The organism is Nonomuraea pusilla, from assembly GCF_900109355.1.
In the GTDB taxonomy this organism is placed as follows: Bacteria; Actinomycetota; Actinomycetes; order Streptosporangiales; family Streptosporangiaceae; genus Nonomuraea; species Nonomuraea pusilla.
Genome location: NZ_FOBF01000007.1, coordinates 59090 through 81625 on the forward strand (window position 1 = coordinate 59090; position 22536 = coordinate 81625).

At 73.6% G+C, this 22536-nt stretch carries 20 protein-coding genes; 10 read left to right on the forward strand and 10 right to left on the reverse strand.

From position 1 onward, the window contains the following. The first annotated feature begins 145 nt into the window (after positions 1-145). The gene (locus BMX74_RS16645) at positions 146-1579 is read left to right on the forward strand and encodes an APC family permease (RefSeq protein ID WP_091101303.1); all 1434 of its coding nucleotides are present in this window, start codon (positions 146-148) and stop codon (positions 1577-1579) included. A 69-nt stretch (positions 1580-1648) separates the two neighbouring features. Here the strand turns inward: BMX74_RS16645 and BMX74_RS16650 are convergent, their stop codons facing one another. The 3 genes from BMX74_RS16650 to BMX74_RS16660 all read right to left on the reverse strand — a co-directional run bounded on the left by BMX74_RS16650 (position 1649) and on the right by BMX74_RS16660 (position 6798). Beyond that, positions 1649-2392 (reverse strand): polyprenol monophosphomannose synthase, encoded by a 744-nt coding sequence (locus tag BMX74_RS16650; RefSeq protein ID WP_055502468.1) that lies wholly within the window; start codon positions 2390-2392, stop codon positions 1649-1651. 2 nt (positions 2393-2394) lie between these two features. After that, positions 2395-3993, reverse strand: coding sequence for an apolipoprotein N-acyltransferase (gene lnt / locus BMX74_RS16655; protein WP_177227370.1), 1599 nt, complete (start codon positions 3991-3993; stop codon positions 2395-2397). A 522-nt stretch (positions 3994-4515) separates the two neighbouring features. Then, positions 4516-6798 carry a HelD family protein gene (locus BMX74_RS16660; RefSeq protein ID WP_256256985.1) on the reverse strand — a complete coding sequence of 761 codons (2283 nt, stop codon included), beginning with the start codon at positions 6796-6798 and terminating at the stop codon, positions 4516-4518. A 221-nt stretch (positions 6799-7019) separates the two neighbouring features. Here BMX74_RS16660 and BMX74_RS16665 point away from each other — a divergent pair, with 221 nt between their 5' ends. The 6 genes from BMX74_RS16665 to BMX74_RS16690 are packed head-to-tail and all read left to right on the forward strand — an operon-like array spanning position 7020 to position 13695. Next, the gene (locus tag BMX74_RS16665; RefSeq protein WP_055502470.1) at positions 7020-8216 is read left to right on the forward strand and encodes an ROK family transcriptional regulator; all 1197 of its coding nucleotides are present in this window, start codon (positions 7020-7022) and stop codon (positions 8214-8216) included. A 45-nt stretch (positions 8217-8261) separates the two neighbouring features. Then, complete coding sequence (locus BMX74_RS16670; protein WP_055502471.1) at positions 8262-9605, forward strand: ABC transporter substrate-binding protein; 1344 nt, start codon at positions 8262-8264, stop codon at positions 9603-9605. Between the two features lie 4 nt (positions 9606-9609). Continuing rightward, the gene (locus BMX74_RS16675) at positions 9610-10551 is read left to right on the forward strand and encodes a carbohydrate ABC transporter permease (protein ID WP_091101304.1); all 942 of its coding nucleotides are present in this window, start codon (positions 9610-9612) and stop codon (positions 10549-10551) included. Further along, a complete protein-coding gene (locus tag BMX74_RS16680) occupies positions 10548-11441 on the forward strand; it encodes a carbohydrate ABC transporter permease (RefSeq protein WP_055502473.1) in 894 nt (297 codons plus the stop codon). The genes BMX74_RS16675 and BMX74_RS16680 overlap by 4 nt, the downstream gene beginning before the upstream one ends. Further along, positions 11438-12700 carry a 6-phospho-beta-glucosidase gene (locus BMX74_RS16685; protein WP_091101307.1) on the forward strand — a complete coding sequence of 421 codons (1263 nt, stop codon included), beginning with the start codon at positions 11438-11440 and terminating at the stop codon, positions 12698-12700. The genes BMX74_RS16680 and BMX74_RS16685 overlap by 4 nt, the downstream gene beginning before the upstream one ends. Beyond that, complete coding sequence (locus BMX74_RS16690) at positions 12700-13695, forward strand: N-acetylglucosamine kinase (RefSeq protein WP_091101308.1); 996 nt, start codon at positions 12700-12702, stop codon at positions 13693-13695. Before BMX74_RS16685 ends, BMX74_RS16690 begins: the two co-directional genes overlap by 1 nt. A 38-nt stretch (positions 13696-13733) precedes the next feature. Here the strand turns inward: BMX74_RS16690 and BMX74_RS16695 are convergent, their stop codons facing one another. The 3 genes from BMX74_RS16695 to BMX74_RS44985 are packed head-to-tail and all read right to left on the reverse strand — an operon-like array spanning position 13734 to position 16092. Further along, the gene (locus BMX74_RS16695) at positions 13734-15257 is read right to left on the reverse strand and encodes a glycosyltransferase 87 family protein (protein WP_256256986.1); all 1524 of its coding nucleotides are present in this window, start codon (positions 15255-15257) and stop codon (positions 13734-13736) included. Beyond that, positions 15194-15841 (reverse strand): MBL fold metallo-hydrolase, encoded by a 648-nt coding sequence (locus tag BMX74_RS45665; RefSeq protein ID WP_256256987.1) that lies wholly within the window; start codon positions 15839-15841, stop codon positions 15194-15196. Before BMX74_RS45665 ends, BMX74_RS16695 begins: the two co-directional genes overlap by 64 nt. Continuing rightward, positions 15838-16092, reverse strand: a complete 255-nt coding sequence (locus BMX74_RS44985) for an MBL fold metallo-hydrolase (protein WP_218153974.1) — start codon at positions 16090-16092, stop codon at positions 15838-15840. Before BMX74_RS44985 ends, BMX74_RS45665 begins: the two co-directional genes overlap by 4 nt. Positions 16093-16462: 370 nt before the next feature. Here BMX74_RS44985 and BMX74_RS45675 point away from each other — a divergent pair, with 370 nt between their 5' ends. Further along, entirely contained in the window at positions 16463-16645 is a 183-nt protein-coding gene (locus tag BMX74_RS45675) for a hypothetical protein (protein WP_256256989.1), read from the forward strand. A gap of 114 nt (positions 16646-16759) precedes the next feature. Here the strand turns inward: BMX74_RS45675 and BMX74_RS16710 are convergent, their stop codons facing one another. The 4 genes from BMX74_RS16710 to BMX74_RS16725 form a co-directional block, all read right to left on the reverse strand. Beyond that, a complete protein-coding gene (locus BMX74_RS16710; RefSeq protein ID WP_055502478.1) occupies positions 16760-17236 on the reverse strand; it encodes an Lrp/AsnC family transcriptional regulator in 477 nt (158 codons plus the stop codon). Between the two features lie 23 nt (positions 17237-17259). Further along, entirely contained in the window at positions 17260-17853 is a 594-nt protein-coding gene (locus BMX74_RS16715; protein ID WP_055503924.1) for a GTP-binding protein, read from the reverse strand. Between the two features lie 540 nt (positions 17854-18393). Further along, complete coding sequence (locus BMX74_RS16720; RefSeq protein WP_091101311.1) at positions 18394-19164, reverse strand: protein phosphatase 2C domain-containing protein; 771 nt, start codon at positions 19162-19164, stop codon at positions 18394-18396. A gap of 22 nt (positions 19165-19186) precedes the next feature. Continuing rightward, complete coding sequence (locus BMX74_RS16725) at positions 19187-20296, reverse strand: M24 family metallopeptidase (protein ID WP_177227372.1); 1110 nt, start codon at positions 20294-20296, stop codon at positions 19187-19189. A gap of 144 nt (positions 20297-20440) precedes the next feature. On the opposite strand from BMX74_RS16725, the gene BMX74_RS16730 reads away from it, so the two are divergent. Beyond that, entirely contained in the window at positions 20441-21637 is a 1197-nt protein-coding gene (locus BMX74_RS16730) for a PP2C family protein-serine/threonine phosphatase (protein ID WP_055502481.1), read from the forward strand. Beyond that, on the forward strand, positions 21637-22530 hold the full coding sequence (locus BMX74_RS16735) for a 5'-3' exonuclease (protein ID WP_091101619.1): 894 nt from the start codon (positions 21637-21639) through the stop codon (positions 22528-22530). The genes BMX74_RS16730 and BMX74_RS16735 overlap by 1 nt, the downstream gene beginning before the upstream one ends. Positions 22531-22536: the final 6 nt, after the last annotated feature.

The window sequence follows — 22536 nt, forward strand, 5'->3', positions numbered from 1 at the left end:
CGCCCACCCTCCACGCGTCCGACGGCCGAACCCCCGTCGCGCGCCCCCGCCCGGATCCTCGGCCCTGCCGGGATCCGGGCCCGCCGACCGTCCCCGCCTCCGGCCCGCACCGCCGAGGCCCCTGTTCGGACAAGGAAACCCCGCCATGACACAGACCACCGCCCCCCAACGGCAGCACGGGCACGGATTGCGGCACGGGGCGATGTCCGGCGGCGAGGTCGTCGCCCAGGCCATCGCCAACATCGCCCCGAGCGCCGTCATCGCGTTCTCCGTCGCCGGGATCTTCGCCAGCGCCGGCAACGCGTCCTGGCTGTCATTCACCCTCGCCACCGTGGTCATCCTCGCCGTCGGCTACTGCATCTCCCAGTTCGCCAAGCGCCGCGCCTCGGCCGGCTCGCTGTACAACTACGCCGCCCAGGGGTTCGGCCCGCTCGGCGCGTACGTCACCGGCGTCACCCTGATCATCGGCTGTTTCGGCATCGCGTCCGGCTCCCTGGCCGGAGCCGTCTACCACTTCAACGCCTTCCTGGCCGGGATCGGGCTGACCATCCACAACACCGTGTGGAACGTCGTGCTCGCGGTGGTGATCGGCGGCCTGGCCACGCTGTTCACCGTGTGGGGCATCAGGATGTCGGCGCGCATCTCGCTCATCCTGGAGGTCATCTCCATCACGATCATCACGGTGATGCTGGTCATCGTGCTGTTCGCCGGGAAGGGCCCGATCTTCGACAGCAGCCAGCTCACCCTCGAGGGCGCCACCCCGCACGGCATCGCCGTCGGCATGGTGCTGGCGATCCTCGGGTTCGTCGGCTTCTCCAGCTCCGACGCGCTCGGCCGCGAGGCGCGCAACCCCTTCAAGGCGATCCCCCGGGCCATCATGTGGAGCGCCGCCGGCGTCGGCCTGCTGTACATCTTCGCCTCCTACACCCAGGTCGCGGGCTACCGCGCGCTGGGCGACCTGGGCACGAGCGGCAACCCGCTGGACGAGCTCGCGGTGGCCGTCGGCATGCCGGGCTGGTTCCGCCCGGTGCTCAGCCTCGGCGTCACGGCGTCGTTCTTCGCCGTCGTCGTGGCCCCGATCAACGTGATCGGCCGCATCGTCTTCGTCATGGGCAAGGAGGGCGTGCTGCCCGGCTCGCTCGGCCACACCCACCGCACCCAGCAGACGCCGCACCGGGCGATCCTCGCGGTCGCGCCGCTCGCCGTCGCGCTGACCGCCCTGCTGTTCGCGCTCGGCGTGGACGGCATGGAGATCGTCGTCAACGTCGACACCTACGGCACGTACGGCTACATGGTGGCCTACGCCGTCGTCGCGCTCGCCGCGCCGATCTTCCTGCGCCGCGAGGGCGTCCGGGTCCCGTTCATCTGGCCGTGCGCGATCGTCTCCGCCATCGGCATGGTGTACGTCTTCTACGTCAACGTCGTGCCGTGGCCGGCCTGGCCGCTGAACTTCGTGGTGCTCGCCTTCCTCGTCACCTTCGCCGTGGCGCTCGGCTGGTACGGCTACGTCCGCACCACCCGGCCGTCGGTCGCGCAGACGATCGGCACCACCGAGACGGACTTCGCCGAGATGGCCTGACCTCTCGCCGGGAACGAGCCGTGCCCACCGGGAGACCCGGTGGGCACGGCTCGTTCCGCGTGGAGGCCGTCAGTCGCGGTGGCCGCGCACCCGCCTGGGCAGGCCCGTGACGCCCCACAGGCTGATGCGCCACAGCGCCTCGGACATCACCTTGCCGCTCATCTTGCTCTTGCCGACGGTGCGCTCGACGAACGTGATCGGCACCTCGACCACGCGCAGCCCGTGCCTGGCGGCCCGCAGCGTGAGGTCGACCTGGAAGCAGTAGCCCTGCGACTCGACGTCGGCCAGGCCCACCTTCTCCAGGGTGGCGGCCCGGTAGGCGCGGAACCCGGCGGTGGCGTCGCGCACCGGCAGGCCCAGCATGACGCGGGTGTAGATGTTGGCGCCCCTCGACAGGAGCTCGCGCCGGTGCGGCCAGTTGAGCACCTGGCCGCCTGGCACGTAGCGCGAGCCGATCGCCAGGTCGGCCCCCTCGGCCAGCGCCTCCAGCAGGCGCGGCAGCTCCTCCGGCTGGTGGGAGCCGTCGGCGTCCATCTCGACGAGGACGTCGTAGCCTTCGTCCAGCCCCCACCGGAACCCGGCGATGTAGGCGGCGCCGAGCCCCTGTTTGCCGGGGCGGTGCAGGACGTGGACGTGGTCGTCGGCCGCCGCCAGCGCGTCGGCGATCTCGCCGGTGCCGTCGGGGCTGTTGTCGTCGGCCACGAGCAGGTGTGCCTCCGGCAGGGCCGCCCGGACGCGCTCGGCGATCGCGGGCAGGTTCTCGCGCTCGTTGTAGGTCGGGACGATGATGAGCACCCGGCCGAGAGTGTCCATGGTCAGTCTGTCCCCATCCGGTCGCCTCGCCGCCTGCCACGCCATGCGGCGGCTCCGACGGCCGCCGCTCCCATTACCATCAATGCCCACTCGGGGGCGGCGCCGACCCTCGTGGCGACCGTCTCCCGAGTGCGTACCGGAACCTGGACCACGGTCATGTCCGCGACCAGTTCGCGGGTTCGCCAGGCGACTTTACCGTCAGGCGTGACGTATGCGGAGATTCCGGTGGTCGCCGAGGTCACGACGGCCCGGTTGTGCTCGACGGCGCGCAGCTTCGACATGGCCAGCTGCTGGGGCGGCAGGTTCGACAGCGCGTACGTGGCGTTGTTGGTCTGCACGACCAGCGGCGTGCCCCCGGCCCTGACCGTGCCGCGCACCGTGCCGTCGTAGGCGACCTCGTAGCAGTTGACCGCGCCGACGGTGACGGGGCCCATCTTCAGGTCGCCGGGGCGGTCGCCCGCCACCGACTGCCTGCCCACCAGGTTGGCCCGCTCCGACAGCGCCAGCACGATGTCCTTCATCGGCGTGTACTCGCCGAACGGCACCAGGTGCTGCTTGTCGTAGTACGCGCCCGGCCCGGTGGCGGGGTCCCACACCAGGCTGCGCGTGGCGCGCTGCGTGTCGCCGATCGACACGACCGCCCCGACCAGGGTCGGCACGCCCACGTCGCGGACCGAGTCGGAGATGATCGCGTTGGCGGACGGGTCGCGGTAGGGGTCGATGTCGGTGGAGTTCTCCGGCAGCACCACGATGTCGGGCTTGGGCAGCCTGCCCTCGCGCACCGCCTGGGCCAGCCGCTTGGTCTCGTCGGCGTGGTTCCTCAGCACGACGGCCGGCTCGTCGCCCATGACGTGCATGCCGCGCCCCGGGACGTTGCCCTGGACGATGCCGACGTTGACCGTGCGGCCCTCGTCGCCGGGCCTGGGCACCGCCAGGGCCAGCAGCGGCACCGCGACGGCCAGCGCCGCGGGGACGGCCCGCAGCGGCGCCCTGGAGGGCCGCTGGAGGGCCGCGCGGGCCAGCAGGGCGCCGCACAGCGTCACGGCGAAGGACACCAGCGGGGCGCCCCCCAGCGCCGCGTACGAGGTGAACAGGGACTCGCCCTGGCTGAAGGCCACCCTCGCCCACGGGAAGCCGCCGAACGGCACCGCGCTGCGCAGCCACTCCATCGCCACCCACAGGCAGGCGAACCACAGGGGCCAGAGGCGCAGCCGGAACACCAGGGCCGCGGCGGCGGCCATGGCGGCGTAGAAGAAGCTCTCCAGGGCGACGAGCATGAGCCAGGCGTCGTCGCCGATCGGGCGGACCCACGCCAGCGTCGGGAACAGGAACACGGCCGCGGCCAGGTAGCCGATCCAGGCGGCGCGGCGCGGCCTGGAGCCGTACAGGGAGGCGGCGATCAGGGCGATGCCGGCCGGGGCGCACAGCCACCAGTCGAGCGGGGGGAAGGCCGTGTAGAGCAGCAGGCCGCCGGCGGCGCCCGCGGCCACCCGCGCGGCGGTCAGCCGTCGCCCCTCGCCGCCGGGCCCGCTGACGGACGCGGCGGCGGGCTCCTGCCCGCCCTCGGCGGCGGCCGACGGGTCCGTTCGCTCCTGAACCACTCCGGGGTCTCCTCGCCATGTGCGCGCCTGCTTGCGGAAACGCTACCGCCTGGCGGCCCCTTCCACGTCCGCGCGGCGCGGCGTGTGTGGACGAGGAAGCCACGGCGGGGTGATCCCGTGGCCGACGGGACCACCCGGCGCATGGCCGTCCGGTGCACGGGAACGGGAAGAGGGCCCGGAAACCCTTCGGACCGGACCCGTCTCGTCGGCGGCGAGCGCGGAATTCCGTTGTCTACTGGGCTCCCGGGCCCGCCCCGGGTCCAACCCCCCGCCCGGTTGGGGTGCCCCGACTCGACGGACCGACGGCCCTGCACCTGGCTGTGTGGACGAAGTCACGCTCCGTCACGGACGCAGGATCCGACGATGTCAGAGACGGCCAACCGGCCAAGTCCCGTGCTGGACTGCGCAGCAAACTACCGACTCCACCTCAGATGTCAACCGTGTCCCGATCAGCGGGAACACCAAGTTTCCGCAGGTGGGACTCATCCGGCCGGCCGTGGCAAAGCGGGTCGAAGCCCCAGGCTAGGGGCGTTGCGGGACGTCCCGCAACGCCTCCCCGAGCACGCCGGACAGGGGTTTCCCGCACACGATGCCGAGGCGCCGCGTGGCACGGGTGAGCGCCACGTACAGGTCGCTCATGCCGCGCGGCGACTGGGCCGCGATGAGCTCGGGCTCGGCCACGATCACGGAGTCGAACTCCAGCCCCTTGGCGTCGGCGACGGTCATGACGGCGACCGGCGCGTCGAGCGCGGCGGCGCCGGCAGCGCGCCCCGCCCCCGGCGCGACCACGGCGGCCCCCTCGACGGCGGCGGCGACGTCGGCGCCGACGCGGGCGAGCAGCGCGTCGGGCGCCACGACCGCGACCTTGCCGCCCTCGCCCACCTCGGCCTTGACGAGCTGGGGCAGCGCGGCCAGCGGCGCCGTCCACGGCTCGGCCCCGCTCTCGCGCACCGACGTGGGCGCGCTCAGCGAGGGGTCGATCGCGGCCAGGACGCGGGAGGCGACGGCCATCAGCTCGACCGGTGTGCGGTAGTTCACGGTGAGCCGCTCCTGCCGCCAGCGCCCGGCCACGTACGGGTCGAGCACCTCGGCCCAGGACCGCGCGCCCGCGGTGGAGCCGGTCTGGGCGATGTCGCCCACGATGGTCATGGACCGGGTGGGGCAGCGCCGCATGACGGCCCGCCAGGCCATGGGCGACAGCTCCTGCGCCTCGTCCACGATGACGTGGCCGTAGGCCCAGGTGCGGTCGGCGGCGGCGCGCTCGGCGGTGGTGAGGTACGGGCCCTCGCCGCGCTGGCGCTCGGCGAGCCGTTCCGCCTCCATCACGTCGGACAGGCCGGTCAGCTCCAGCACCTCGCGGGCGTAGGCCAGCTCGGCCTCGCGCTCGTGCTCCTCGGCCCGCCTGGCGGCGGCCAGCTCCTCCTCGGCCTGCAGGGCGGTGGCGCGCAGCACCTGCTCGTCGATGTCGCCGAGCAGTTCGGCGGCCTCGTCGAGGAGCGGGACGTCCGACTCGGTCCACTCGCCGCCGTCCCTGCGCAGCAGCGCCCGCTCCTCGGGGCTGAGGGCGGCGGCGGCGTGGCCGAGGCGCTCGGGCGAGCCGTACAGGCCGAGGAGGAGCCGCTGCGGCGTCAGGTACGGCCACAGCCTGTTCAGCGCGGCCTTGACCACGGGCTCGGTCCGCAGCTCCTCGCGCAGGTCGGCCAGTTCGTCGTCGTCGATGAGGCCCTTGCCGATCTTCTTGGCCTGCTGCCTGGCGAGGGCGTTGAGCAGCGACCTGACGAACACGGCGCGGGCCTGGTTGTGGGGGCGGCGCGAGCGGGTGGCCTTGTTCCTCGCGGCCTCCAGCATGGACCTGTCGAGGGTGAGGGTGACGCGGCCGAGGCGCAGCTCGATGGGCTTGCGCGGCACCTTCTGCCGGTCGCGCACGGCGCGCGCGATCACCTCGGTCATGCGCGGGTCGCCCTTGATCGCGGCCACCTCGGGCCGCTCCCTGGCGGTGGCGGTGACGCCGGGGTAGAGCTCGCCGACGGTGGACAGCAGCACGTCGGTCTCGCCGAGCGAGGGCAGGACCTGCTCGATGTAGCGCAGGAAGGTGAGGTTGGGGCCGAGGACGAGCACGCCGCGCCGCTCCAGCCGCTCCCTGTGCGTGTAGAGGAGGTAGGCGGCGCGGTGCAGGGCGACGACGGTCTTGCCGGTGCCGGGGCCGCCCTGGACGACGAGGACGCCGTTCAGGTCGGCGCGGATGACGCGGTCCTGCTCGGCCTGGATGGTGGCGACGATGTCGCGCATGCGGCCGGTGCGCCGCTCGTCGAGCGCGGCGAGCAGGGCGGCCTCGCCGTTGAGCGTGGCGCGGTCGTCGTCGGTGAGCGCGTCGAGGTCGAGCAGGTCGTCGTCCACGCCGACGACGAGGCGGCCCCTGGTCTGCAGGTGGCGGCGCCTGGTGACGCCCATGGGGGCGGCGGGCGTGGCGCGGTAGAAAGGCTGGGCGACCGGGGCCCGCCAGTCGATGAGCAGGCGGCGCTGCTCGTCGTCGGTGAGCCCGAGCTTGCCGATGTAGAGCCTGCCCTCCTCGACGTGGTCGAGGCGGCCGAAGGCCAGGCCGCGCTCGACGGCCCACAGCCGGGCGAGCCTGGAGGCGTACATGTCGGCGAAGGTGTCGCGCTCGGACCTGTTCTGCATCGTGCCGACGGCTCCGGTGGCCAGCACCTCCTTCAGCTGGCGCTGGGTCCGCTCGCGCAGCGTGTCGAGGCGGTCGTAGAGGCGGGTGACGTACTCCTGCTCCTTCGCGAGCTCGGTTTGACGCATTGCCGCCTGACCATTAATGTGGTTAATGGGACACTCCGGGCCATTCTGCTTGTTGTTACAACAAATGACGACATTAGCATGCCCGTCGAGGCACTCACTCCCATCCTCTCCTCTCCCGCCTTCGGTCACGTCTTGGTTTCGCTCCTTGACCGCCGCCATCGCGACTCCTTAAGTTCATCGTGAGTTAGGAAAGTTTCCTAACGAGATGTGAAGGAGCCGACGTGAGCGGTCCTGTCCCTGGGACACCCAGCCTGCTGCGCGCGATCAACGACCGCGCCGCCCTGCAGGCCCTCCTGGAGCGCGGGCCGCTGACGAGACCCGAGATCGGCCAGCTCACCGGCCTGTCCAAGCCCACCGCCTCACAGCTGCTCGCCCGCCTGCAGGAGGCCGGCCTCGTCGTGCTCGACGGGGTCAGGGAGGGCCTGCCCGGCCGTACGGCCGAGGTCTACCGCATCAACCCGGCGGCGGCCTACGCCGGCGCGCTCGACGTCACTCCCGGCAGGATCGAGGCCAGGGTGGCCGACCTCACCGGCACCGTCGTGGGGTCGTACACGCTGGCGACGCCGCGCCGCCCGCAGGGCGACCTGGTGGAGCGGCTGGCCGCGGCCCTGGACGGCACCCGGCCGCCCGGCCCGCTGCGGCGGGTCGTCATCGGCGTGCAGGCCGCCGTCGACCCGACCACCGGCAGGCTCGGCTACGCCACCGCCAAGGACATGCCGGGCTGGCACATCCCCGACCTCGTCCCGACCCTCAGCCGCGGCCTCGGCGTGCCCGTGGACGTGGAGAACAACGTCAACCTGGTGGCGATGGCCGAGCAGGCGCACGGCGCCGCGCACGGCAACCCCGACTTCGTGCTGCTGTGGGCCGACGAGGGCATCGGCTCGGCCCTCGTCCTCGGCGGGCGCATGCACCGCGGCGCCACCGGCGGCGCGGGCGAGGTCGGCTACATGCCAACCCCCGGCGCGCCCACCGCCCGCGAGGCGGGCAGGCTCGCCAACCACGGCTACACGGCGCTCACCGGCGGCGCGGCCGTGCTCAAGCTGCTGCGCTCGTACGGCGTGCGCGGCGGCGACTTCCGCCAGGCCGTCGCCAACGCGGTACGCGCGGCGGAAGGGCGGGGCAAGCGGGCCGACGACGCCAGGGCCGGGCTGCGCGACGTCGCGGCCCGCCTGGCGGTCGGCCTGGCCGCCATCACCGCCGTCGTCGATCCCGGGCTCATCGTGCTGACCGGCGGCGTCGTGCTGCCGGGCGGCGAGACCCTGCGCGAGCTGGTCGAGCACGAGCTGCACGCGCTGACGGTGCCGAGCCCCAGGGTGCGCCTGTCGAGCGTGGAGGGCAACCCCGTGCTCGCGGGCGCGCTCGACCTCGCGCTGGCCACCGTGCGTGACGAGGTCTTCGGCTCCACCGTTCCCTCATGATCCTCCGACCCTCATGATCCCCACGCCAGGCAGGAGGCACCCCCCGTGCGCTTCGTCCCCTTGGCGGTCGCGGGCCTCGCGGCCCTCGCGCTGACCGCCTGCACCGCGAACAGAGAGGCGGGACCCTCGCTCGGCTCCCAGCCGAGACCGTCCGGCTCCGCCTCGCAGGCGCTCCCGGCCGCCACCATCGAACTGTGGCACGGGTTCTCCACCGACGCCGAGGTCAAGGCGTTCGAGACGGCCATCGCCGCCTTCAGCAAGAAGTACCCGCAGATCACCGTCAAGGCCCGCAAGGGCGTCCAGGACGACCAGATCACCCAGTCGATCCGCGGCGGCAACCCGCCGGACGTCGCCGTCTCGTTCACCACCGACAACGTCGCCCAGTGGTGCAGGTCGGGAGCGTTCCAGGACCTCACCCCGGTGATCAAGCAGGACGGCATCGACCTGTCGGTGCTGCCCGCCGTGGCACGTTCCTACACGGCCTTCGAGGGCAGGCAGTGCACGCTGCCGCTGCTCGCCGACGCCTACGGCATCTACTACAACAAGGCGCTGATGAAGGGCGAGCAGCCGCCCAAGACGCTGTCGGAGCTCACCGCGCTGGCCAAGAAGCTCACCGTGCGCGACGCGAACGGCGACATCAAGGTGGCCGGGTTCGTGCCCGCCTCCCAGTACTACGAGAACAGCGCCGCGCACCTCGGCTCCATGGTGGGCGCCAAGTGGTACAACGACGACGGCACCTCCGCCATCGGCACCGACCCGGCGTGGAAGACGCTGCTGCGCTGGCAGAAGGAGCTCGTCGACTGGTACGGCTACGACAAGCTGGAGAAGTTCCGCAAGAGCCTGGGCGACGAGTGGAGCGCGGAGCACCCGTTCTTCAAGGGCAAGGTCGCCATGATCATCGACGGCGAGTGGCGCAACGCCATGATCGCCAATGATCCCGAGGCCAAGAAGATGGACTACGGCACCGCTCCCCTGCCGGTGGCCGACGACCGTCCCGACCTGTACGGCAGCGGCTTCACCGCGGGCACCGTCATCGGCGTGCCGAAGGGCGCCAAGAACCCCCAGCAGGCGTGGGAGCTCGTCAAGCACCTGACGACCGACACCGACTCGCTGGTGACCCTGTCGAACGCGCTGCGCAACGTGCCCACGACGAAGGCCGCCATGGAGTCGCCCGCCCTCTCCAAGGACGACAACTTCGCCACCTTCCTGGACATCTTCGCCCACCCGAAGACGTCCACGCTGCCGCCCAGCGTGAACAGCGTCTTCAACCAGGAGGCGTTCTCCACCTTCATCGGCAAGTGGGAGAAGGGCGGCGTCCCCGACCTCGACGCCGGGCTCAAGGGCGTCGACAAGCAGATCGACGACAAGCTGAAGCTGTCCGGGGGCTGATCCGATGGCCTCGCTCACCCACGCCGCGCCGCCGCGCCGGTGGCGCGGCGAGGGGCCGCGCGCGCTGCTGTGGCTGTCGCCCTGGCTCGTCGGCGTCGCGGTCTTCTTCGTCTACCCGCTGCTGTCCACGGTGTACTTCTCCTTCCACCGCTACGACATGTACTCGCTGGAGTTCGTCGGCCTGGACAACTACCGCTACCTGCTGCACGACCCGCGGGTGGCGACCTCGGCGCGCAACACGCTGTGGCTGGTGCTGGTGATGGTGCCCGCGACCGTGCTGTTCTCGCTGACCCTCGCCCAGCTCGTCACGCGGGTCAAGGCCGGCGCCGGGCTGTTCCGCACCGTCTTCTACCTGCCGTCGCTGGTGCCGGTGACCGCCGGCACGATCATGTTCGTCTACCTGATGAACCCGGCGAACGGGCCGTGGAACCAGTTCCTCGCCCTGTTCGGCATCACCGGCCCCGACTGGTTCGGCGACCCCGCGTGGTCCAAGCCCAGCCTCACGCTGCTCGGCATGTGGGGCTGCGGCCAGGCCATGGTGATCTTCATGGCGGCCCTGCTGGACGTCCCCAGGCACCTGTACGAGGCGGCCGCCATCGACGGCGCCGGCCCCTGGCGGCAGTTCCGCAGCATCACGCTGCCCACGATCGCCCCGGTGCTGATGTTCTCGCTGGTGACGTCCGTGATCTCGGCGCTGCAGTACTTCTCGCAGGCCATGATCGCCTCCCGGGTGGCGTCGGGCGCGACCGACTCCGCCGGCACCGCGTTCGCGCCCGGCTACCCGGACGAGTCGCTGCTCACCCTGCCGCAGTGGCTGTTCCAGGCGGGCTTCCGCGACTACGCGATGGGGTACGCGTGCGTGCTCGCGCTGCTGCTGTTCGCCGCGTCGATGATCTTCACGCTGATCCTGCTGCGGCAGTTCCGCCGCGCCGAGGAGGACTCATGACGGCCGCCGTCACCGCCCCGCCGCGCGCGGTCGCGCCCAGGGCCGGACGCGCCGCCGCGCGCACCCGCAGACGGCGCGCGCTGCTCTGGATCGCCACGCACGCCCTCGCGATCGCGCTGGCGCTGATGTTCCTCGCGCCCGTGGCGTTCCTGGTGCTCACCTCGCTCATGAGCGACGAGCAGGCCCTCACCAGCGACCTGTGGCCGCGCAGCTGGAACTGGGGCAACTACGCCGACGTGTTCGCCAAGTCCGAGCTGCTGCGCTGGACGGCCAACACCCTGCTGTACGCCGCCCTCGGCACCCTCCTCACCATCCTGTCGTCGGTGCCCGTGGCGTACGCGCTGGCGCGCTTCCGCTTCCGCGGCAGGCGGCTGGCGTTCCTGCTGGTGATCACCGCGATGATGCTGCCGCCGCAGGTCGTGGCCGTGCCGATGTACCTGGTGTGGGCGCGGCTCGGGCTGACCGACAGCCTGTGGCCGCTCATCCTGCCGATGCTGTTCGGCGACGCGTTCTCGATCTTCCTGCTGCGCCAGTTCCTCATCACGATCCCGCGCGAGTACGTCGACGCGGCGCGCGTGGACGGCTGCTCCGACCTCAGGACGCTGCTGAAGGTGATCGTGCCGATGGCCCGCCCGGCCATCGCCGCCGTCGCCCTGTTCCAGTTCTTCTACTGCTGGAACGACTACTACGGCCCGCTGCTGTACGCGGGCGTGGCCCAGGAGGGCTGGACGCTGTCCCTCGGCCTGGCCACGTTCAAGGCGTTCCACAGCGTCCAGTGGAACCTCACCATGGCCGCCACCCTCCTGGTGACCGCCCCGGTGATCATCGTGTTCTTCTTCGCCCAGAAGGTCTTCATCGAGGGCGTGACTTTGACAGGAGTGAAAGGTTGAAACTCGCCGTGGTCGGGGGCGGCTCCACGTACACCCCGGAGCTGATCGACGGGTTCGCGCGGCTGCGCGACGAGCTGCCCGTCACCGAGGTCGCCCTCATCGATCCGAACCCGTCCAGGCTCGACCTGGTCGCCGGCGTGTCGCGCCGCATGCTGGAGCACGCGGGGCACCCGGCGAAGGTCGTGGCCACCGCCTCCCTGGAGGAAGGCGTGGCGGGCGCCTCCGCCGTGCTCATCCAGCTCCGCGTCGGCGGCCAGGCGGCCAGGGACGTGGACGAGACGCTGCCACTGCGCTGCGGCTGCGTCGGCCAGGAGACCACCGGGGCGGGCGGCCTGGCCAAGGCCCTGCGCACCGTGCCGCTCGTGCTCGACATCGCCGAGACGGTGCGCCGCGCCGCCCCCGAGGCCTGGATCGTCGACTTCACCAACCCCGTCGGCATCGTGACCCGGGCGCTGCTCGACGCCGGCCACCGCGCCATCGGCCTGTGCAACGTCGCCATCGGCTTCCAGCGGCGCTTCGCCGCCGCCCTCGGCGTCGAGCCGTCGCGCGTCACGCTCGGCCACGTCGGGCTCAACCACCTCACCTGGGAGCGCGCCGTCTACCTCGACGGCGAGGACGTGCTGCCCGCCGCGCTGGCCTCCGAGCACGGCGACGAGATCGCCGCGGCGCTGGGGCTGCGCGTGGAGCTGCTGCGCAGGCTGGGCGTGATCCCGTCGTACTACCTGCGCTACTACTACGCCCACGACGCCGTCGTGCGGGAGCAGCTGGAGAAGCCGTCGCGGGCCGCCGAGGTGGCCGCGATGGAGGAGGAACTGCTGCGCCTGTACGCCGACCCGGCCGTGGTGACCAAGCCCGACCTGCTGTCGCAGCGGGGCGGCGCGTTCTACTCGGAGGCGGCCGTGGCGCTGATCTCGTCGCTCCTCGGCGACCGGGGCGACACCCAGGTGGTCAACGTGCGCAACGGCGGCACCCTGCCGTTCCTCGACGACGACGCCGTCATCGAGGTGCCCGCCGCCATCACCGCCTCCGGCGCCGCGCCGCTGCCGGTCGCGCCCGTCGAGCCGCTGTTCCGCGGGCTCATCGCGCACGTGTCGGCGTACGAGGAGCTGGCGCTGCGGGCCGCGCTGCACGGCGGCGCCGACCGGGTGCGCGACGCGCTGCTCGCCCACCCGCTGGTCGGCCAGGACGCGGTCACCGAGGAGCTGACCGGGCTGCTGCTGGAGGCCAACCGCGGCTTCCTGCCGTGGACGGTGGGCTAGTGTCGCGCCCCAGGCTGGTCCTGGCCGTCGACGGCGGCAACAGCAAGACCGACGTCGCCCTGGTGACCGAGGAGGGCGAGGTGCTCGCCTCGGGCCGGTCAGGGCCGTTCACGCCGCAAAGCTCAGGCGTGCCCGCCGCCGTGGACGTCGTCGAGGACGCCCTCCGCCTGGCCCTGGCCGCCGCCCCCACCCCGCCTGCCGCCTCCGGCGTGGACCTCGTGGCCGCGTACCTGGCGGGGGCGGACCTGCCGGTCGAGGAGGAGGCGCTGGCGGCCGAACTGGCCGCCAGGGGGCTCGGCCGCGACGTGCTGGTGCGCAACGACACGTTCGCGCTGCTGCGGGCCGGCGCGTCCGCCCCGTGGGGGGTGGCCGTCGTGTGCGGCGCCGGCATCAACGCCGTCGGCGTCTCCCCCACCGGCGACATGGCCCGTTTCCCCGCGCTCGGCAGGCTGAGCGGCGACTGGGGCGGCGGCCAGGGGATCGGCGAGGAGGCGCTGTGGCACGCCGTGCGCGCCGAGGACGGGCGGGGCGTGCCCACGGCGCTCACCTCGCTGATCACGTCCCACTTCGGCACCTCCACCGTCCAGGAACTGGTGCTGGCCGTGCACTTCGGCCAGGTGGACGAGGACCGGCTGCACGAGCTCGCGCCCGGCGTGTTCGCGGCGGCGTCCGCCGGGGACGCGGTGGCGGTCGCGCTCGTGGAGCGGCTGGCCGAGGAGGTCGTCACCATGGCCGAGGTGTGCCTGCGCCGGCTCGGCCTGCTTGACCGGCCCGCCGAGGTGGTGCTCGGCGGCGGGCTGCTGACGGCCCGCGACCCGCTGCTGACGCCGCTGCTGGAGGCGGGGTTCGCGATGCGGGCTCCGATGGCGGAGCCGGTGGTGGCGGAGGTGCCGCCCATCGTGGGGGCCGCGCTCAACGGGCTGGAGCGCCTCGGGGCGCCGGACGCCGCCAAGGCCCGCCTCCGCTCCCGCTACGGCCAGCCGGCACCGGCCTGAAGGCCCACGGGGCCGCGTGACGGCCCTCGGGGGCGTCGTCACGGGGCGGGGGCGGCGTGACCGGTCCGCGGGGCGTCGTCACGGGGCGGGGGCGGTGTGACCGGTCCGCGGGGCGGCGTCAGGGGGTCGCGGGGGCGGCGCAGCCACATGCCGGCCGCGACCGCCGCCGCGGCCACGGCGTACGCGGTCGTCCCCGCGCCCGTCAGATAGGCGGCCGCGGACGCCGCCGCCACTCCCAGCCACTCCACCCGGCCGTCCAGCGCGACCAGCGCCACGACGAGCAGCGCGTACCAGGAGTAGCCGGGGGTCAGCACCAGGAACGCCGCCCCTGACACCTCCAGCGCCCCCCGCCAGGGCCGCTCCGGGTCGCCCCGCAGGAGCACCCGGACCGACACCGCCGCCAGCACCACGAGCGCGGCGGGCGGCGCCCACGCGTCGGGCAGCACCAGCCTCAGCAGGGCGTAGCGCCCGCGGGCCGCCGCGTCGGCGTACCCCTCCTCGGCCGCGTACCCCGGCAGGTAGCCGAGCACGGAGCCGTGCGACAGCAGCACGTACGGCAGGTAGGCCGCCCCCACCACCGCCAGGGCCGCGCCCACGGCGGCGAGACCGGGCCCGAGGCGGCGGCGCCGCCGCGAGTCTGACAGCCGGCCCGCCAGCAGGGCAGGCAGCACCACAGCGGGCGACAGCTTCACCGCGATCCCCGCACCGAGCACCACCCCCCGGACGAGCCCCCGGAACAGGCCCCCCGCCTCGCCCGCCGGCACGGCCCCCGCCGCGCCCGGCCCCGGCACACCGGGCGGGCGCGACCGGGGTGCGAGCGGGAGGGCGAGGGCCAGCGCGACCGCCGCGACCGCCAAGGCGTCCACATGCGCGTTGTTCACCGCCTCCATCGGCACCGCCGGGCACCATGCCCAGCACGCCGCCAGGCGCTCACGCCCGCGCCGGCGCGCCGCCGCCAGCAGCACGGCCGACGTCGCCGTCGCCGCCAGCGCGCCGCCCACCTGGAACGGCTTGTGCCGGGCGTCCCTCGGCGAGAGCCGGTCCACCAGCCAGAAGTACGCCTCCGCCAGCGGCGGATAGATCGTGTGCACCGTGGGCCTGTTGATCCGGGTGCAGCCGCCGTCCGGCAGCGGGTAGAAGCGGCCCTCCGCGCAGCCGGGGAAGAGCCAGCCGTCACGCAGCCCGGCCAGCGCGGGGTCGGACGGCGGGCGGTCGTAGGGCGAGAGCCCGGCGGACTGGACGCGGCCGTCCCAGGCGTAGCGGAAGGAATCGGTGCTGGTGGCGGGCGGGGCGAGCAGCCCGGTGGCGACGGCGGCCAGGCCGCCGGCCAGGACCAGCCGCCCGGCCACCGGCGACGGCACGCCGCGCAGGGCGGCGAGCGCCACGGCGAACAGCGCCCAGGCGGCGGCGTACCAGGCAAGCGCGCCCGTGACGAAGGCGAGGACGAGGACGGCCACCAGGGCGGCGAGCACCGCGACGGCCGGCACGGTGCGGCGGTTCACGGTGTGCAGCCTGGCATCCGCCAGCCTGGAGGAGGCCAGGAGCAGCCGATCGTTCCGCACTTCGTAAGACCTGCGCGACGTCCACGGGCCCGGGCCGGTCGTCGCCTCCGGGACCGGACGCCAGGCCGGTGAGCTCCTCGTGGCCGGGGCGCGGCCACGGCCTGCTCCTCCGACGCGCCGGCCGCCTTCAGTTCGGCGGTCCTGGACCGTACGCGGCGGAGGTAGTCGCCGACCTCCGTGAGCAGGCCGGCGTCCGCGACCTCGCCGTGGCCGGGCACGACGGCGGCCGGGCCGAGCGCGAGGAGCCGGTCGAGCACGGTGATCCAGTGGTCGGCGTCCACGTCGGCGTCGTACGGCGGGAAGTACGGCGCGATCGGGAACATCCGCGTCTCGACCAGGTCGCCGCAGAACAGGACCCGGCCGTCGACGAGCACCGTCTGGTCGGAGCCGGTGTGCGCGGCGCCCCACGTCCGCAGTTCCGTCCGCCGCCCGCCGCCCGCCGCCCGCCGAGGTCGATCTCGGCGGCGCGTCGTGGACGACGTCCGGGTCGACGAGCTCCACGTCCGCGAGCTCGGCCGCGATCCGCGGGCCGAGGCCGGCGAACATGTCCAGGTACGCGGCCCCCTTCCGCCGCAGTTCCTCACTCTGGGAGCGGTTGCACACGATGGTCGCCTCCCCCTTGAACGCCTGCGCGCCGGACCCGTGCCCGGGGTGGAAGCGGGTGGCCGTCAGGTACCGCGCCCAGCAGGCTGCGGGCCTGCTCCGGCACGTACGCGCCGTTCCTGGGCCCGAGGCCCGTGTCGATCACGAGTCCGGCGCGCTCGCCGACGACGATGCCGACGTTCGGCACGAGCGGCACGCGGCGGTCGGGGATGACGTGCACGCCTTCGGCCACCTCGACCGGCTCCCCCTGGACGAGCGGCGCCGGGGCCGAGGCGACATCACCACGGAGACCTCAGGACCGCCCTGCTCGACGCCGCCGAGGAGCTCATCCGCGAGAAGGGCGCCGACGGCTGGTCGCTGCGCGAGGCCAGCGTGCGGGTCGGGGTGAGCCCGAGCGCCGCCCACCACCGCTTCGACTCGCGCGACTCGCTCATGGCGGCGCTCCACGAGCGCCTCCTCGTCCGGCTCGCCGAGCGTCTGTCCCGCGACGTCGGCCGGGCGCCCGACGGGCCGTCCGGAGTCATCGAGTACGGCCGCAGTTACGTGAGGTGGGCCGTCGAGGAGCCGGCCATCGCCGGCCTCGCGGGCGGCGGGCGGCGGCCGTGTCGCCGCATCCGTACGACGTGCTCGCGGCCGAGCTGGACCGGCTGGCGAAGGGCGGCCACCTGCCCGCGGCCGTGCGGCCGGGGGCGGAGTTCGTGGTGTGGGCGGCGGTGCAAGGGCCGGCGCGGCTCGTGGCCGACGGGCACATGCGCCTCGACGGGGCGGAGGACGTCGACCGTTAGGCGGAGCGGGTGACGCTCGCGGTGCTCAACGGCCTCGCCCCCGAACAGGCCGCGGACGGCCTCTGGCCCGTGGCCAGGTCGCCGCACACCGAGAGCCCGGCCGTGGTCGCCGCGTCAGTCGTGGCTCTCCTGGCCGGAGACGGGCTCGCCCGCGACCACCGGGGCGCGGTGCTCGTACGGCGTGCTGAGCACCACCGTGGTGCGGGTCGAGACGTGCGCCGAGGCGCGGATCTGCTGCAGCAGGTCCTCCAGGGCCACGGGTGAGGCGACCCGCACCTTGAGGATGTAGCTCTCATCGCCCGCGACGCTGTGGCACGCCTCGATCGCGGTCAGGTGGGCCAGCCGGTCGGGCGCGTCGTCGGGCGCGGCCGGGTCGATGGGCTTGATGGACACGAACGCGGTCAGCGGCAGGCCGATGGCGTCATGGTTGACGATCGCGGCGTAACCGCGGATCACGCCGCGCTTCTCCAGCCGGCGTACGCGCTGGTGCACGGCGGAGACCGAGAGCCCGGTCTCCCTGGCCAGGTCGGTGAAACTCATCCTGCCGTCGTGGGCCAGCAGCGCGACGATGCGGCGGTCGATCTCCTCCATCGGTCAAATCTAGCCGCAAACGGTCACGACATCGTCCCGACCGGGGTGGCTCCCCGGTTCATCGCGTGCTCGACGAGCGTGATGAGCACCTCCTTGCCCGAGTCGCGCCTGCGGGCGTCGCAGCGGACGACGGGGGTGTCCGGGTCCAGGCCGATGGCGTCGCGTACCTCGCCGATGGTGAACGGCATGAGACCGTCGAAGCAGTTGAGCGCCACCACGAACGGCTGGCCGCGCTTCTCGAAGTAGTCGACGGCCGGGAAGCAGTCGGCCAGACGGCGGGTGTCGGCCAGCACGACCGCGCCGAGCGCGCCCATGGCCAGCTCGTCCCAGACGAACCAGAACCGCTCCTGGCCGGGGGTGCCGAACAGGTAGAGCATGTAGTCGTCGCGGATGGTGATGCGGCCGAAGTCCATGGCCACGGTGGTGGTGCGCTTGGCCTCGACGCCCGCGAGGTCGTCCACGTCGGCGCCGGCGTGCGTCAGGGTCTCCTCGGTACGCAGGGTGCGCGTCTCGGAGACGGCGCTCACCATGGTGGTCTTGCCCACGCCGAAGCCGCCCGCGACCAAGATCTTGATCGCGGTCGGGACCCGCCGGGGGTCGGGGCGACCGAGGATCATCTGCACCGCCTGTACGTGTCGCGCGGCCGGCGCCACGCACACCGCGCCCCGCCTCCCGGACGCGGCGTCACGGTCAGGAGACCTGTCAAGGGCGGGTGAGGGGGGCCGGACCACATGCCTGGCATCGGGACAACCTAGCAACGCCACATTTTTCACTCAAGCCGCGATCATCCGCAAGAAACAAAATGTCACGGTTTGTAGGGTCTGTCTGCCCAAATCGTCTACTTCATGTCATACCGTAAAGAAGACTGTCATGTCGTCCAACAGGACAGTTAGCAGGATTCGCCCCCAAAGTCGGCAATATCCCACCGCGCCGGCCACCCCACGCCGGCCACACCCCGTCACCCCCGCGCCGAACCGCCGGACCCCTCGAACCACCCCGCGCCGAACCGCCGGACCCCTCGAACCACCCCGCGCCGAACCGCCGGACCCCTCGAACCACCCCGCCCCACCTCGGACCGGCCACCGCTCGGGCCCGCGCCGCCTCGGACCGGCCCGCGCGATGATCCGGCCAGAGGCCCCCGCGATCCGCCCCGCGCCTCAGGGGACGTCGGGCAGGCCGCACCACAGGGCCGTCGCGTCGTCGTGGAGCTTGCCCCACACGGGCCCCCGGGTGCGCTCCAGCTCCCGCACCGCCGCGATCAGCGCCTCCGGCCCCTCCCCCGCCAGGCGGGTCAGCACCGACTCCCAGCTCCACCCGTACCAGTCGGCCAGCCTGGCCACCCCGTCGGTGAACAGGCCCACCCCGGCCAGCTCCCGCGCGTCCACCGCGCCCGCGAGCGCCTGGCCCGCCGCCTCGGGACGGTTGCCCGCCACCCAGAAGCCGCCGGGCGCGTTGCGCAGCCGGCGCACCAGCTCCAGCGGGTACGGCCGCCCGCCGGGCAGCCGCTCCAGCCGGTCGTCGGCGACCACCTCGGCCGTGCCGTCGCGGCGCAGGAAGGCCACCGGCGAGTCACCGAGGACGAGGTAGTGCAGCCGATCCCCGGACAGGCGCACCACGCACACGGTGGCCGAGGGCGAGTCGGGGTCGTCCAGGTCGCAGGCGCCGCCGTGCGCGGCCGTCACGGCCGTGACCGCGTCGGACAGGAGCTCGGCCAGCCCGGTCTGCGGCCGCGCCGACAGCCCGGCGGCGAGCGCGCCGCCGAGCCGCGCCGCCAGCCACGCCACCCCGTGGACGCACCCGCCGCCCGGCCCCGGCGGGGCCGTCGCGCCGTCGATCACGACGGCCCAGGACGGCCCCGCCACGGCGAGGTCCTCGCAGGGACGCCCGGCCGACCCCGCTCTGATCGCGTACGAGACGCGTGTGAACACCCGCCACCGCCCTCGGGACGTGCTAGACGATGACGAGGTCGCGCGGCGTGTCGTTGAGCCGCTCGCCGCCGTCCTCGGTGCACACGACGATGTCCTCGATCCTGGCGCCGTGCCGGCCGGGCAGGTAGATGCCGGGCTCGACGGAGAAGGCGAAGCCGGGACGCATCGGCTCGGCGTTGCCCGCCACGATGTACGGCTCCTCGTGCGTCTCGATGCCGATGCCGTGCCCGGTGCGGTGGATGAAGTACTCGCCGTAGCCCGCCTCGGCGATCACGTCGCGGGCCGCCGCGTCGATCGACTCGCACGGCACGCCGGGCCGCACGGCCGCGCAGGCGGCCTCCTGGGCCTGGCGCAGCACCTCGTAGTACGCGGCGAAGTCCGCGGGCGGCTCGCCCACGCAGTACGTACGGGTGGAGTCGGAGCAGTAGCCGTTGTGCAGCTGGCCGCCGATGTCGACGACGACCGGCTCGCCCGCCTGGATGACGCGGTCGGACACGTCGTGGTGCGGGCTCGCGCCGTTCGGCCCGGAGGCGACGATGACGAAGTCGACCGTGGCGTGCCCGGCCGCGAGGATCGCCTCGGCGATGTCGCGGCCGACCTCGCGCTCGGTGCGTCCGGCCCGCAGGAACCCGGGCACCTGCCGGTGCACGGCGTCGATCGCCGCGCCCGCCTCGCGCAGCGCGGCCACCTCGGCGGGCGACTTGCGGGTGCGCAGGTCGCGCAGCACCGTGCCGGCCAGCACCTGCTCGGCTCCCGGCAGCACCTCGCGGAAGCGCAGCGACGACATGGCCCACATGCGGTCGGCGAGGCCCACCCTGGCCGCCTGGCCGAGCCGCTTGGCGGCGACGGCGTAAGGGTCGTCGGTCTCGTCCCAGGCCACGAACTCGAGCCCGAGCCGGGAGGCCGGCGACGCCTCGGCGGCGGGCAGCTCCAGGCGGGGCACCATCATGTACGGCTCGCCCGAGGCGGGCACGACCAGGCAGGTGAGCCGCTCCAGCGGCTTGGCGTCGTAGCCGGTGACATAGCGCAGGTCGGGGCCAGGGGTGAGCAGGAGCGCGTCGAGGCCGGCCTTGGCGGTGGCCTCCTGGACGGCGGCCAGCCGGGACACGGGATACAGGTCTGAGGACGTCACAGGCCCAATCTACTCGGACCCCGCCTCCTAAAATCCATGAAAAGGTCTGACCACGCGGCAAGGGACGGCTACCCTCCGCCCCCGTTCGGTCACGTATTGTGGGGCCAATTGTCCGGGTCCATCGCACGTCCGAGAGTGAGACTTATGGTCGACGTCGCAGGCGCGGCCGAGCTGGTCGGGCACGAGTCAGACGCGGAGCTGCTCGCGGTGCGGCTGGCGCACGCGCAACGGCTCGGCAACATGGGCTGGACGGAGTGGAACCTGTGCACCGGCGAGACCATCTGGTCCGACCAGGTGTACGCCATCTTCGGCCGCGACCCGGACCGCGGCCCCATCCCGCTGCCCGAGCTGCCCCGCCACGTCGAGCCGCGCGACGCCCGCGCGATCGACCGCCTGGTCTGGGACGCGCTGCGCGGCGTCGAGCCGGTGCAGGCGGAGTTCCGCATCCGGCGCGGCGGGGAGCTGCGCGACCTGCGCATGGTGCTTGAACCGCTCACGGCGCCCGGCGGCCACACCGGCCTGCACGGCGTCATCCAGGACATCACCGGCCGCCGCCGCGCCGAGCGCATGATGTCCGAGTCGCGCCGCCAGCTGCTGGAGGCGCGCGAGCGGGCCGCCGAGGAACGCCACGTCATGCTGGCGCTGCGCGAGGCCATCCTGCCCGCCCCGACCGGCTGCCTCGACCTGCCCGACACCGCGGTGGCGGTCCGGTACGTCCCCGCCGAGAAGACCGCGAACCTGGGCGGCGACTGGTTCGAGGCCGCCTGCGCGCCCGACGGGCGGGTGATGCTCGCCATCGGCGACGTCTCCGGCCACGGCCTGCCCGCCATCGCCCGCATGGCCCAGCTGCGCCACGCGCTGGTCGGCCTGTCGATGACCGGCGAGCCGCCCGACCGGCTGCTCGGCTGGCTCAACGAGCTCGTCCTGCACCAGCTCAGGGACACCACCGCCACCGCCGTGATCGGCCACCTCGACCCGCGCACCCGGATGTTCACCTGGGGGCAGGCCGGGCACCTCGCGCCGATCCTGGTGCGCGACGGCGTGGCCACCCGGCTGCGGCAGCCGCGGGGCGTGCTGCTGGGCGCCACCTCGGGGCGCGCGTACGAGCCCGCCGCCACGCCGCTGCGGGCGGGCGACGTGCTGCTGCTGTTCACCGACGGCCTGGTCGAGCGGCGCACGCGCGACATCGACGTGGGACTCGACCTGCTGCTCGGCGCGGCGCGCGACCTGCCCTGCGGCGACCTCGACGCGGGACTCGACCGGCTGGTCGCCGCGATCGGGGGCCCCAACCCGGAGGACGACGCGTGCGTGCTGGGGGTGGGCATACTGGGCGGGTGCTGATGCTTCTCGACACCCCGTCGCTGTACTTCCGCGCCTTCTACGGCGTCCCGGAGTCGATCACCGCCCCCGACGGCACCCCGGTGAACGCGGTGCGGGGCCTGATCGACATGATCGCCACGCTGGTGCGCGGCCACTCCCCCGCCGAGCTCGTCGCCACCATGGACGCCGACTGGCGGCCCGCCTTCCGGGTGGCGGCGATCCCGTCGTACAAGGCGCACCGGGTGGCGCAGGGCGACGCCGAGCAGGTGCCCGACACGCTGGTGCCGCAGATCGCGGTCATCCAGGACGTCCTCGACGCGTTGGGCATCGCCCGCCTGGAGGCGCCCGGCTACGAGGCCGACGACGTCATCGGCACGCTCACCCACCGGGCGGCGGGCGCGGTGGAGATCGTCACCGGCGACCGCGACCTGTTCCAGCTCGTCGACGACCGCCGCCCGGTGCGCGTGCTGTACACCGCGCGCGGCGTGCGCAACCTCCAGGTGGTGGACGAGGCGTTCGTCACCGCCAAGTACGGCATCCCGGGCCGCGCGTACGGCGACTTCGCGGTGCTGCGCGGCGACCCCAGCGACGGCCTGCCGGGCGTGGCGGGCGTCGGCGAGAAGACGGCCGCCGCGCTGATCACCCGGTTCGGCACGCTGGAGGCGCTGCTGGAGGCGCTCGACGCGGGCGTCACCGAGGGCTTCCCCGCGGGCAGCCGCACCCGGCTCGCGGCGGCCCGCGACTACCTGCGCGCCGCGCCCGCCGTGGTGAAGGTGGCGCACGACGCGCCGCTGCCGGCCGCCGACCTGTCGCTGCCGGCCGCGCCACGCGACCCGGAGGCGCTGGTGGCGCTGGCCGACCGCTGGGGCCTCGACGGCCCGCTGAACCGCCTGCTGCCGGCGCTCGCCGGCTGACCCGCC

Coding starts and splice junctions, on each gene's coding strand:
- BMX74_RS16645 (WP_091101303.1), top strand. CDS start 146: ATGACACAGACCACCGCCCCCCAACGGCAGCACGGGCACGGATTGCGG.
- BMX74_RS16650 (WP_055502468.1), bottom strand. CDS start 2,392: ATGGACACTCTCGGCCGGGTGCTCATCATCGTCCCGACCTACAACGAG.
- BMX74_RS16660 (WP_256256985.1), bottom strand. CDS start 6,798: ATGCGTCAAACCGAGCTCGCGAAGGAGCAGGAGTACGTCACCCGCCTC.
- BMX74_RS16675 (WP_091101304.1), top strand. CDS start 9,610: ATGGCCTCGCTCACCCACGCCGCGCCGCCGCGCCGGTGGCGCGGCGAG.
- BMX74_RS16680 (WP_055502473.1), top strand. CDS start 10,548: ATGACGGCCGCCGTCACCGCCCCGCCGCGCGCGGTCGCGCCCAGGGCC.
- BMX74_RS16710 (WP_055502478.1), bottom strand. CDS start 17,236: ATGGAGGAGATCGACCGCCGCATCGTCGCGCTGCTGGCCCACGACGGC.
- BMX74_RS16715 (WP_055503924.1), bottom strand. CDS start 17,853: ATGATCCTCGGTCGCCCCGACCCCCGGCGGGTCCCGACCGCGATCAAG.
- BMX74_RS16730 (WP_055502481.1), top strand. CDS start 20,441: ATGGTCGACGTCGCAGGCGCGGCCGAGCTGGTCGGGCACGAGTCAGAC.
- BMX74_RS16735 (WP_091101619.1), top strand. CDS start 21,637: ATGCTTCTCGACACCCCGTCGCTGTACTTCCGCGCCTTCTACGGCGTC.